General features: G+C 41.4%; 12 protein-coding genes, 2 pseudogenes and 2 riboswitches. Of the genes and pseudogenes, 3 read left to right on the top strand and 11 right to left on the bottom strand.

What is annotated here, in order from left to right; translation table 11 throughout:
• Positions 1-8: 8 nt before the first annotated feature.
• The 4 genes from QUF94_RS12090 to QUF94_RS12075 all read right to left on the bottom strand — a co-directional run bounded on the left by QUF94_RS12090 (position 9) and on the right by QUF94_RS12075 (position 3493).
• Positions 9-1424 (bottom strand): sensor histidine kinase, encoded by a 1416-nt coding sequence (locus tag QUF94_RS12090; RefSeq protein ID WP_289316070.1) that lies wholly within the window; start codon positions 1422-1424, stop codon positions 9-11.
• A complete protein-coding gene (locus QUF94_RS12085) occupies positions 1421-2107 on the bottom strand; it encodes a response regulator transcription factor (RefSeq protein ID WP_289316069.1) in 687 nt (228 codons plus the stop codon). The genes QUF94_RS12090 and QUF94_RS12085 overlap by 4 nt, the downstream gene beginning before the upstream one ends.
• A gap of 5 nt (positions 2108-2112) precedes the next feature.
• Entirely contained in the window at positions 2113-3075 is a 963-nt protein-coding gene (locus tag QUF94_RS12080; RefSeq protein WP_289316068.1) for a YncE family protein, read from the bottom strand.
• 118 nt (positions 3076-3193) lie between these two features.
• Positions 3194-3493 (bottom strand): hypothetical protein, encoded by a 300-nt coding sequence (locus tag QUF94_RS12075; protein WP_289316067.1) that lies wholly within the window; start codon positions 3491-3493, stop codon positions 3194-3196.
• Between the two features lie 75 nt (positions 3494-3568).
• Here QUF94_RS12075 and QUF94_RS12070 point away from each other — a divergent pair, with 75 nt between their 5' ends.
• Positions 3569-3811, top strand: coding sequence for a DNA alkylation repair protein (locus QUF94_RS12070; RefSeq protein WP_251428523.1), 243 nt, complete (start codon positions 3569-3571; stop codon positions 3809-3811).
• A 58-nt stretch (positions 3812-3869) separates the two neighbouring features.
• On the opposite strand, the pseudogene QUF94_RS12065 reads toward QUF94_RS12070, so the two are convergent.
• From QUF94_RS12065 to QUF94_RS12035, 7 genes and pseudogenes are all read right to left on the bottom strand, one after another.
• Positions 3870-3983: pseudogene (locus QUF94_RS12065) on the bottom strand (DUF2188 domain-containing protein); the annotation flags it as partial.
• Positions 3984-4081: 98 nt separating this feature from the next.
• Positions 4082-5008: a CobW family GTP-binding protein gene (locus QUF94_RS12060; protein ID WP_289316066.1), complete on the bottom strand. Its 927-nt coding sequence runs from the start codon at positions 5006-5008 to the stop codon at positions 4082-4084.
• A gap of 124 nt (positions 5009-5132) precedes the next feature.
• The gene (locus tag QUF94_RS12055) at positions 5133-5666 is read right to left on the bottom strand and encodes a cupin domain-containing protein (RefSeq protein WP_289316065.1); all 534 of its coding nucleotides are present in this window, start codon (positions 5664-5666) and stop codon (positions 5133-5135) included.
• Between the two features lie 24 nt (positions 5667-5690).
• Positions 5691-6320, bottom strand: coding sequence for a methylthioribulose 1-phosphate dehydratase (locus QUF94_RS12050; RefSeq protein ID WP_289316064.1), 630 nt, complete (start codon positions 6318-6320; stop codon positions 5691-5693).
• Positions 6317-6976 (bottom strand): 2-hydroxy-3-keto-5-methylthiopentenyl-1-phosphate phosphatase, encoded by a 660-nt coding sequence (locus tag QUF94_RS12045; protein WP_289316063.1) that lies wholly within the window; start codon positions 6974-6976, stop codon positions 6317-6319. The genes QUF94_RS12050 and QUF94_RS12045 overlap by 4 nt, the downstream gene beginning before the upstream one ends.
• Positions 6977-6982: 6 nt before the next feature.
• On the bottom strand, positions 6983-8215 hold the full coding sequence (gene mtnW, locus QUF94_RS12040) for a 2,3-diketo-5-methylthiopentyl-1-phosphate enolase (protein ID WP_289316062.1): 1233 nt from the start codon (positions 8213-8215) through the stop codon (positions 6983-6985).
• A gap of 105 nt (positions 8216-8320) precedes the next feature.
• Positions 8321-8473: riboswitch (SAM riboswitch) on the bottom strand.
• 124 nt (positions 8474-8597) lie between these two features.
• Positions 8598-9770, bottom strand: coding sequence for a pyridoxal phosphate-dependent aminotransferase (locus QUF94_RS12035; protein WP_289316061.1), 1173 nt, complete (start codon positions 9768-9770; stop codon positions 8598-8600).
• Between the two features lie 178 nt (positions 9771-9948).
• On the opposite strand from QUF94_RS12035, the pseudogene QUF94_RS12030 reads away from it, so the two are divergent.
• Positions 9949-10649 (top strand): annotated as a pseudogene (locus tag QUF94_RS12030) (carbon-nitrogen family hydrolase).
• Positions 10650-10720: 71 nt separating this feature from the next.
• Positions 10721-10874: riboswitch (SAM riboswitch) on the top strand.
• Between the two features lie 78 nt (positions 10875-10952).
• Positions 10953-12155 carry an S-methyl-5-thioribose kinase gene (mtnK, locus tag QUF94_RS12025; protein WP_289316060.1) on the top strand — a complete coding sequence of 401 codons (1203 nt, stop codon included), beginning with the start codon at positions 10953-10955 and terminating at the stop codon, positions 12153-12155.
• Positions 12156-12166 lie beyond the last annotated feature (11 nt).

Raw genomic sequence — 12166 nt, 5'->3', positions numbered from 1 at the left:
TCCCCTTTTTATGAATTCCATTCTTCTTTTATTATCGGTAGGACGACCCTGACTTTTGTTCCCCTTTTTTCCTTGCTTTCTATTTCGATTTTGCCATTTTGCAATTCCACCAATTTTTTGACGATCGACAGTCCGAGCCCTGACCCTCCATCAAAACGGCTGCGTGCTTTGTTCACCCGGTAAAAACGATTCATAACATATGGCAGATCCGCTTCAGGAATCCCGTTACCCGTATCAGTAACCAACAGTTCGCAATTTTCTTTATGCTGAATTAGGCTAATATCGATTGATCCTCCAGGATCCGTGTACTGAATGGCATTGTCAAGAATGTTATGCAGGATCTGTTCCATCCTGCCTTCATCTCCAATAATAATCGGATCTGGATCCAGCTCGATCTGCAAGTCCAATTGCTTTTCTTTTATTATCGGTTCATATTTAACAAGCACTTCTTCAATGAATTGCGCATAGGCAATCGGAGTTTTATATAGCATGAATGGGTCACTATCCATTTTTGATAAGTCCATCAAATCTCCTACAAGGCGCTGCAGCCTAAGAGCTTCCCTTGAAATGAGTTGAAGGTATTTCCGTTCCTCTTCATCATTTTTCACGACACCATCCAAAATGGCCTGTGTGTACCCCTTTACGTAACTAAGCGGGGTCCTGAGCTCATGTGCCACATTTTCAAGAAACTCTTTTTTTCTTTCCTCTTCCAAATGGATTGAATTGGCCATATCATTAAAGGCTATTGCCAATTTGCCTATTTCATCATGACTCCTTACCGGAACCTGTATGTCATAATTCCCCTCTGAGACACGATGGGCAGCTGTCTCGATTTCCTTAATCGGACTGACCAGTTTTTTCAACCATTTCGTAGTAAAAAAAATCGCGACAATCAAGAATAAAAGAATCGCTGCCATCCATTTTGCTGCAAATTCCTTTAGCAAGACAGTAATTGAATCTACTGGGATATATGTATAGATGATACCTTCTAGGCGATCTTCATCAATCAGGGGTATGATGGCCGCAACGATATTTTTTTCAAACCTTTTCTCATACCCCTCTTTTTCAACGGCTTTTCCGGCTAAAAGCATTTGCCTTTCTTCTTCAGAAATAAGGGTGTCATAGTTTATTTCAAAAGGCAGACAGGCACTCAATTCCCTGGGATTGTTGACGACAAAGACCTCGCTGTCATTCTTACTGTTGAACCATTCAACTTTTTGCTTATATTCTTCGCTGATTTCACCGCCGGAATAATCCGCTCCAAGCAACGACGCTTCATTGACTAAATCTGTTTTAAGCTTTTCCACATATAGATTTTTATAATAATATTGAGAAAGGGAATAAGCGAAAAGCACGGACAAGATGATGGCAGTGATGATGGTGAGCCATAATTTAAAAGAGAGGGATCTCCATTTATTAATCATTTCTTTTCCTCTATCTTATAACCGATTCCCCAGACGGTTTGAATGTAATCGGCCGCGCTTAATTTCATTCGTAACGTTTTGATATGGGTATCCACGGTACGTAAAGATCCCCCATATTCCCCGCTCCATACATTTTCAAGCAGTTGTTCACGACTGAGTGCCTGACTTTTATGACGCATGAGGAATAAAAGCAATTCGAATTCTTTCAAAGTTAAATTGATCGGCTTCCCTTCCACCAAAACCGTTCTGGATTGTAAGTTTAAGCTAATGTTACCGAATCGGACATGGTTTTGATTCTCTTCATTCAATGACAGTTTTCCTGTCCTTCGCAATACCGCTTCGACCCTTGCGACCAATTCTCCAGGATTGAACGGTTTGACGATATAATCATCCCCGCCGAGCTTCAGCCCTTTCACCTTATCCCATTCTTCACCTTTAGCACTGACAAATATCACAGGAATCTCCCAATTTTCACGGATTTTTTCACAAACGGAGAAACCGTCCATACCTGGCATCATGATATCCAATAGGATTAAATCTACTTCCTGTGTTTCAACCATACTAATGGCTTCTTTTCCATTCGCAGCTTGAAAGCATCGATAACCTGAATTCAGCAAATACATTTCAATTAGATTCCGCATATCCTCTTCATCATCCACGACTAATATGGTGTAAACATGCATGTCAACTACTCCCTCAACATCAATTGGAATGGACCCTCGCCGACTTTGACCGTTTTTTTAACATCGACCGTTTCAGCATCCATTACATACAATTCATCACTATCATATCCCGCTACGACCACATCTTCGTTAAAGTTCGCCATTTCAAAAGGGTTGACGCCGACCACTTTGCTTTTCACTTCCTCATATTGATCATTCAATTTATATAAGGAGCTGGTGCCATGACTAAGGACAAAAATGCCTTCAGCATTTTCCAGGAACTTTATCGGCATGGTGGGAGCCTTCAACTTGTTCTTCAACTCTCCCGTTTTTGCCGAATAAATATATAGATCTTCTTCCACTTGGTCCCCATCTCCGTGTCCCCCGATCCATATTTCATCCTTTTCCTCCCTTAATAATGTGCCTGTGCTGGAACTATGTATGGGAAATTCGAAATCGACCTTTTTCGTTTCAAGATTTATCACTGAACATTTGGTATCACCAAAATTAATTACATACAAACGATTCGCTTGCTCACCTTGAAGAACGGTCAAGGGGCTTTTACCAACCTTGACTATATCCTGCTCCTCCCCTTCATCATTTAAAAAGGAAATGGAGTGATTCGATTGATTGACTGCCACGATGCTTTTTCCATCCTGTAACAGCTGCATATTGACGATCCCTTTCCCAATTTCCCAACTGTTTATCAGTTTTCCTGCCGATAAAGAGAACACTTGGACTTTCTCCATCTCTTTTCCATAAAGCAGGATAGTATCTTTGTCGGCCAGAAGCAGGGCTCCGGTAAATGGTTCTGAAATATCCCACTTGGCAAAAGTATGATAGTTTTCATCTAAAAAAGTCAGGGAGGTATCCTTGATATTGACTGTCGCCAAAAAAGATTCACTTCTGTTTATTTTAGTAAATGCATTACCGCCATTACACCCAGTAAGCAGTACGATGGCAAGAAAAAGCCCAATGCCCCACTTCATATTTTAAGCTCCTTATTCATTAAATATCTATTTTTTTAAAATTTTAACAATGATTTGTGAAAAAAGTATGAAGCGGAAAAGAATATTTGCTTAACAAGCATCCGTGTCACAAGCGGAATCATAATCTTTCCAATTCAGTCACATATGCCATGGCGATCGCGTTTTTCTTTTCTTCTGAAAGCGAAGATTCCATCACGCGTTTAATACAGAGGTAAAACTTCTCCAGTACCGGTTTCCGGGCACGTGGATGTGCATTTTCATCCAAAAGCTCACGGCGGATAAGTTCCGATAACACTTCCCTTCCACCTCCATCCGTCACCTTACGATTATTCCATATACTTAAATAAGCCTCCAGTAGTGCTTCTTGCCTGACATTTTCTTTCATATAATCCCTTCCATCCATTACTAATTTATACATATTAATGATCAAGTTTGTAAAGACTACTTGAATAATACGATATCGCTTAAAAAATTCAAAAAAGGAGTGAGTACATTGTCTCAAGTATACCGCTGTCCGAATTGCCGGACAAATAAATCTCGCTTCAATCTCATTCAGCAAGTATCAACACCAGTTAAAAAGGATCCGCAATCCGGTGAGATTGTTGAACAATATTCGAACGATTCCCTTCAACCATTCCATCTAGCATATAATGGTCCTGAAGTTCGGGTCCAATGTGCTGCTTGCGGATTAATTGAAGACGAAAAGACATTTGCCGCCTTTGGATTGCAACAATAAAAATGGTCAGACCCCATAAATGGGTCTGACCATTTTTTCAATCTTTTCCCACCGACATTTTAGCCCGGTCTATGGCAATTGGAATGGCTTTTCCATCCTCATATCCTTCATCCAATAATGCATTTGCGATTTCAATGGCCTTTTCCCTGACATCTTTATCTAGATTCTTCATCGAATTCGGATGATCGTTATTGTTCCATGACACTAATACCGCCCCCTTGATCAGAAAGTTTCCTATTATGTTTCCCTTCTTTAGTGGGCGGTAAACGTTTATTGAGCCGCTTTCGCTTCCAAAGCCTTCAACTGACCGATCATCATTTCCCTATTCAGCTTTTCCCCGATAATGACGATATTCAATGGCATTTTCATCATTTCATTCATGTACATCGGCATTCCGTAAGAGTATTGGAATAAATGTGGGTATTGTGAATGTGTAAAGGAAATGTATCCTTTCATTCGATAGACCGTTTCCGGAAGGGCCCTAAGCCAATCTTCAAAGTCAGTTTGTGCAACGGCCCCTTCAAATGTATGGACGACTGCAGTTAAATGCAAATGATCGCGTACATCAAGCTTTTGATGGCCATTACGCCCTTTTCTTTGCATCCTTTGCAACGATATCAAGGAAATGGCTGCATACTCCGTCAATAAACATACAGCATCCGTGTTCAGCGCCTGTATTGAATAAATCAGCTGTGCGGCCTCCATCTCACTAACTAGATCAGCTTTATTCAATAATATGAAATCCGCATGGTGGATTTGCTCAGCAAGCAACTGTCGAAGCTGCGGCGACAGTTCCTCCCGGTCGCGCCACCTTAATAAATCGACGACCGTTATAATCCCTTTATACTCCAGCCTTTTGGCGAAAAGCGGTGACATGATGCCATCCAATACTTCAACTGGATGCGCTGCTCCCGTTGTTTCAATATAAACGGCATCCAGGTCGTTTTCAGTTAGCAATTCATGAAGCTGAACCTCCAGCTTATCCTGAATTGTGCAGCAGATGCACCCGTCAAACAACTCCTTCAGTGGCACTTCATCACCGATCAGGCCGCTGTCCACCGATACACTGCCGAGTTCATTTAGAAGCACGGCCACTTTTCTACCCGCTTCACTTTCCTGTTTTAAGATATTTCGAAGAAGAGTCGTTTTCCCGCTGCCGAGAAAGCCGCCCAATATGTACACTTCGGTTGTTTTCATTCGTATCTGCTCCTATGATCCGGTTAAATTCGATTCCGTTAAATTTTATCATACTTATCTTCCTAAAGCACTTGCCTGAACCACATAAAAAAACCAGCCTGTAAGCTGGTTTTTCAACAATGATTCATGCTTGAACTTCGTCCTTTTCGTAAATCGGCACCCATCCTGCCGCTGTAACGAAAATACGGACAGCGACCGTTTTTCTATCTTCTGCCAGCGTGAAATAATGTCGTGTGGATTCTGGTACACTAATTAGATCTCCTGGATTAAGCCGTACATCAAACCACTTTTTATCGCCGCCTTCAATGGCAAAAATACTCGTTCCGCCTGCTATGAAACGCACTTCATCATCCTCATGGTGGTGTTCCTGCTTAAAGTTTTCAAGCATTTGATCCAAGTTTGGATTTGCATCGGATAATGTGATGATATCGTGCGCTTTATAGCCTCTTCTTTCGGAAATTTCCGCTATCTCCGATTTGAATGTTAAAAGGATTTCCTCCTTGTCAGCATCTGTCAGATCGTATTTTTCCACAAGATGGGCCGGTAATTTCGAAATGTCCCATTGCTCATAAATAACCCCTTGTGTTTCTAAAAAACCTTTTACCTTTTCCCCATTTTCAATAACCTCGTTTGTTTCATGGAATCTGATCGTCGCCATCATTCATTCCTCCTCTATGGATTGTTATCTTATGGAACCTGCAAATGCCTTTTGTTGATTAAGCAACAGTTGATATTGAAATAAAAATTCGCAAGCTTCAAGTATTCTTTTAGCTTCGAATCCGCTTTTACCCCAAACCGTAATACCATGATTGCGGATCAGCACAGCGCCAGAGTCTTCTTCGACATGTGGTTTGAACTTATCGGATAACAGCGGAATGTCAGCGTGATTATAGATGATAGGAATCCTTAGCTCTGAATCTTCATCCCACCGTCCGGTCGCTTTAATGATTTCATGATTACGAAAAGTAACTTGACCTTCATCTCCGTACAATTCGGATATCACATTATTTTCAACTGTATGGACATGGAGTACACAGTTCGCATTGGTTTTCCCGTAAATAACGGTATGAAGCAATGTTTCGGCCGATGGTCTTAACTCCGTTTCTTCAACTGGTTTTCCTTTTAAATCAACCAGTAAAAAGTCCGAATCCGATTGCTTCCTTTTATCCTTACCGCTTGCCGTAATATAAAAGAAAGGACTTTCGGGCTTACGGATGGACAAATTCCCGCTAGTACCCATAAACCAATCCCTTTCGGCCAGTTCTGCTTTAATATCCGCTAACTCCAGCCATTCTTCTGTATGAGTGTTCACGCATTTACCAACTCCCGCTGCTTTAAAATGTCAATTACATCATAAAACGTTTCAAATCCTTGATGAGGAATCCCTTCCCTATCGCATTTCTCAAGCAGTATGTCACGAGCTATGACAAAATCGGCCTGTTTTGCCGCTTCAAAATCCGTTACTGAATCTCCAATAACGAGTTTAAAATCATCCGCACTCGCAATTTCCCTCATAATTGATGGCTTACAGCAACCACAATCATTTTTACATTGGTCATCACAGGCATGTGGCCACTCAATATAAATTTTTTCCTTATTGAAAAATGCATGGTTGCAATACACGGACTCTGATGGCAAGATATCATTTAAAAGAGGTGCTATGAAAAAATCCATGCCTCCGCTTACAATATATAAAGGGATGTTGGCTTGTTTCGTATACTCAACGAATTCATAAAACCCTGGACGAATGCCGGCCGACTCACATACATATTGAATGATGTCATCTTTCAAGCCACTATCAAGCAGGGAAAACATATCCCCTACGCCAGAAGATATACTGATTTTTTGCTGAAGGACATCGTCTTTCAACTCTTCCCATTCCGGAGGAGCAAATTTTTTCATGATGGAAATGATATTATCTGTGTTGGTGATCGTTCCGTCGAAATCACAAAAGATGATCGGTTTCATTTTTTCTTACAAGCCTCCCCATAAATCAAGAGCTTTTTTTAGCGTTTCTTCCTCAGCAGCCGCTTCAGACAAGTCCTTACCTGCCAGAACAGCTTCCACAGCAGAACGGAAAGCCTTGGCCCCGCCCTCTGCACCGTCAGGGTGTCCGTGAATTCCGCCTCCGGCATTAATCACACTATCCAGCCCAAAGTCCTTGATTAAGTCGGGAACCATGCCCGGATGAATGCCAGCAGAAGGAACAGGGAAGGCTTTTTTCCACGAAGGTTCATCTTTTGTAAGAGCTTCAGCAATCGCCAATGTCTCCTTTTTTTCAAGGGCGACATTTCCATAAGGGGATGGGAATAAGGATAAATCCGCACCTGATAACCTTACTAATTTACCAAGCAATAATGGATAGCCGATCCCATAAAATGATGAAGATGCCAATGCCCCGCTAAATGCGGGGTGCGCCATGATCGGTAGCCTGATTCGATCATGCTCACTCAAGGCCTGCAATACATCCAAACCATATGTATGAACGTTGAACAATAAAGCATCCGCCCCTGCTTCAGCAGCTTGCTCCGCCTTATCCAATAATTCAAATGTTTTCCCTGATAGATTGACAGCGTATAAAGTTCGGTGGCCAGTGGTTTCATAGACTTCATTCAATATTCGTTTTCCAGTTTTTATTCTATCGAAAAATGGAGTCTGTTCCTGGTCGAAGAGAATTTCATCATCTTTAACTAGGTCGACACCTCCTAATGCTTGTCGCTTCAGTTGCTCATTATGGAAGGTTAGGTCCCTTCCTAATACACCTTTAAAGATGCTCATCACCAGGGGCCGGTTATATACGTCAATCTTTTCCCTTATGCCTGCAATGCCAAATTGCGGCCCTGGGAAAGCTTTTTGAATCTCACCGACAAAATCCAAGTCGATAAGTTTTATTTCTCCGTCCAATGAAAGTTTGCCGAAGACCGTCGTGAGGATTGCAGGTAAATCATTGGAGAAATTCCCTGCCGGATAGGCAATTTTAATTAGTGAACGGTACACTTTACGATTAAAATATCTGTTTGCCTTCTCTTCTTCAGATAGGGGTGTCACCGATACGACACGACCCTTATGTTTTTCCAGTTGCTTCTGGACCAAATGGGGCAGGTCCGTCCATGTTCCCACAGTCAATCCTAAGGCAATGCTTTCTGCTTTTTTCTCATGATTTCCATTAAAGTCATGAATTAAATAAGTAGCGACTATCTCGCTCATTTGATCACTCCTATATCACGTTAGTAAACTCTCGAAGTCATTAACCTGAAATGGTCTCAAAATGGCAAAAGCCCCTTCATAAAGAAGAGGCTTTAAAAAGCCATCTTCTTATCTCCCAGCCATTGGCTGCAAGAATTAGCACCGTGCCTTGTGGATTTCAAGAAAATCCGGCGAAGAATTCCGCCCCATTTTACAATGGAATTACGGTCGGTTGCTGGGCTTCATAGGGCTAGTCCCTCCACCTGCTCAAAATAAGAAAACGCTGATATATAGTTACATTCAAGTATCGAAAGATTAAGAATTTATTTTGTATTCTGACACGTAATCCATACTTTGTCAATAATTTCTTGTCTATTTAACCGTGGATAAATTGAATCCTCCGTTAAAATAATTTTAATGTACGTATCCGTTCCACAGCCTCTTCAAGCCGTTCTTCCGAAGTCAGAAGCCCTACCCTGACGTAACCTTCGCCAAATTCACCGAATCCATTCCCTGCGGCAACAGCTACGTGGGCATGCGTTAATAGATAGTCTGCAAAACTCTCGGACGTAAAACCTTTTGGTACCTTGAGCCAGGCAAAGAATGATGCCTCGGGAGCTTTGACATCCCATCCGATTGCACTCAATCCCTCAATGAAAACATTCCTGCGTCCCTCATACATCTTCACTAACTCATCTACACAGCTCTGCGAGTCCAGCAATGCGCTTGCCGCTGCTTCCTGTATCGCTGGAAAGAGACTAACATAAAGATGGTCTTGCAATAGTTCAAGAGCTTCTATGACACTTTTATTCCCCACTGCAAAACCGACTCTCCACCCTGCCATATTGTATGTTTTCGATAGTGTGTAAATTTCTATCCCTACATCCTTCGCTCCCTCTGCCTGGAGAAAGCTTATCGGTTTTTTTCCGTCGAATCCTATTGCCCCATAAGCGAAATCGTGGACCACGCAAATCGAATGCTCTTTTGCAAAGGAGACGGTTTCATCAAAGAAACTTTCAGTTGCAGAAGCACCGGTGGGATTATTCGGATAGTTCAAGAACATCATTTTGGCTTTATCAAGCACTTCTTTATGTATGTCATTGTATTTCGGAAGAAAATCATTTTCTTCTGTCAAGGGCATCAGTTCGGTCTTTGCCTGGGCTAAAACGACACCGGAAAGATAATCCGGATAGCCGGGATCTGGAACAAGGATTGTATCACCTGGATTCAATAAACATTGCGGCAGTTCGACAAGACCTGCCTTTCCCCCGAAGAGAATCGCCACTTCACTATTCGGATCCAGCTTGACACCATATTCACGTTCATAAAAGACGGCAGCAGCATCTTTTAAATATTGATGTCCCCGAAACGGCGAATATTTATGATTAATCGTTTTTTCAGCGGCAACCTGTAAACTTTTCACGATATGTTCAGGCGTCGGTTGATCAGGATTTCCCTGGCCTAAATTAATGACATCATGACCCTGCGCCGTAATCGCATTGACTTTTGCGACTAGAGAGGCAAAAAACTGCTTGGGCAGTTTTTGAAGTTGTCTGGATTTTTCGAATTGCAACATTTATACACCTTCTCTGAAATTTCTTGAAATTCTAGTCACAAATGATATATGTTTATCATAGTCTTGTAAAGCATTTTTTACAGGTGGGTTTTAAACGATGAAGTGGAAAATTGCCTGCATTCAATTGGATATTGCCTTCGGGCAACCAGATATCAATTTTCAGGTTGCAGAATAATGGATGGAAATAGCAGCAATGTCCAAACCCGATATCGTTATTTTACCAGAGCTTTGGTCAACAGGATACGACTTGACCAGGTTAAATGAGATTGCTGATGAAGAAGCAGAAAAAACGATTGAATGTTTAAAAGATCAGGTAAAGAAACACCAGTTTCACATAATTGGGGGTTCCGTTGCCAAAAAGCAAGCAAGGGCATCTATAACACCATGATCATCATCAATAAGGATGAAAATCTCATAAAAGAATATGATAAGCTTCACTTATTTCAGTTAATGGATGAACATCATTTCCTGCAGCCAGGTGAAAAAGATGGTTTATTTACTCTTGATGAAAAAATATGTGCTGGATTCATTTGTTATGACATCCGTTTTCCTGAATGGCAGCGAGCCCATACCGTTCAAGGCGCCGAAGTTCTATTCGTAATGGCAGAATGGCCAAAGCCCAGACTCGATCACTGGAGAGCCTTATTGATTAGCCGTGCCATCGAGAACCAAGCATATGTTGTAGCCGTTAACCGTTCAGGTTCGGATGTCAATAATATATTTGCGGGTCATTCCTTGATTATTGATCCATTGGGGAATATCATAAGTGAAGCCGGAGAAGCAAACGAACTCTTGACAGGCACCTTGGACTTCAATAAAGTTACGGAAGCACGGAACAAAATACCCGTATTCGAATATCGTCGGCCGGATTATTATTAATTTTCCCATTGACAAACTATTTAAAAAGTTGATATTATTTTCCCGAAGATTAAAATTTCAGAAAACATATACTCTTATCAAGAGCAGGCTGAGGGATAAAGGCCCTATGAAGCCCAGCAACCGACTGTAATACCATTGTGAAATGGGGCGGATTCACCGCCGGATTATAAAATCCACAGAGCACGGTGCTAATTCCACCAGAATTCATTTTCTGGAAGATAAGAGGTCCGAAGCCAAAACTTCTGCCTCTTTCTATATGAAAGAGGCTTTTTTATTCTTATTTTGAATCTGGAGGGGAAAAGAATGACTCAAAACCATTCAAATTTTAAGAGATTGACAAACGAAACAGCTATAACCCTTGCAAAAAAACTTGGGTTGGTCAATGCGGATGCAAGTTTAAACTGTAAAGAAATCGGCGATGGAAATTTAAATTATGTTTTTCATATTACAGACACAGTCACAAACAAAGGAATAATAATCAAACAAGCGGTCCCTTATGCCAAGGTACTTGGTGAAAGCTGGCCGCTGACATTGAAAAGGGCAGCCATTGAAGCGAATGCACTGATTCATTTCAGAAGCTATTGCCCCGAATTCGTACCGCAAGTCTATTATTCGGATGAACAGCTTGCCATTACAGTCATGGAAGATTTATCGCACTTGAAAATCGTTAGAAAAGGCTTGATCGATGGCGATCAATATCCATTGCTTTCACAGCATATTGGTGAATATGTAGCGAAGACGGCATTTTATACATCAGATTATCATTTAGAACCATCCGCGAAAAAGGAAGTGGCCCGACATTTCACGAATCCGGAACTCTGCAAAATCACTGAGGTCTTTATTTTCACGGATCCATTTTTTGAGGAACTCCCGGGAGATTTCGAGCCGGAATTGACTGATGCCGCCAAAAATATTTGGAATTATCAAGAAGTGATACTTGAGGTCGCTAAGCTGAAACAAAGTTTTGAAACCGAGCAGGAAGCCTTGCTTCATGGAGATTTACATACTGGAAGTATTTTTGCAAGTGAAACTGAAACAAAGGTTATTGATCCGGAATTCGCTTTTTATGGGCCCGTTGGTTTTGACCTTGGTCAATACACCGCCAACCTTCTCTTTCAGGCAATTACACGAAATGGCGCTGGAAAGGAAGAGATTTTCTCACACCTTCATGAATTTTGGAATGCCTTTGAAGAAACTTATACCGAATTATGGGAAGGCCAAAATAAAAGCCCATTCCGCCATGTGAAAGGCTATCTGCCTTATTTACTGACAAAATTCAAAAAAGATGCATTCGGTTTTGCCGGCTGTGAACTGATTCGGCGAACCATTGGCCTTTCCCATGTTGCCGATTTAAACGTCATTGAAAATAAAGATACAAGGATCGCTGCCAAAACGGCAACATTGGAAATTGGTGCATTTTTAATTAAAAAACGGGAAGAATTGGATGTTCCAGCTGTCATTGAAGCGTTGAAGCAACGTACACTGCCATCTTATTCAACCCTTTAAAAGGAGACCTG

It is taken from the genome of Peribacillus sp. NJ4 (genome assembly GCF_030348345.1).
Classification (GTDB): Bacteria; Bacillota; Bacilli; order Bacillales; family DSM-1321; genus Peribacillus.
This window is presented reverse-complemented; position numbering and strand designations above follow the sequence as displayed.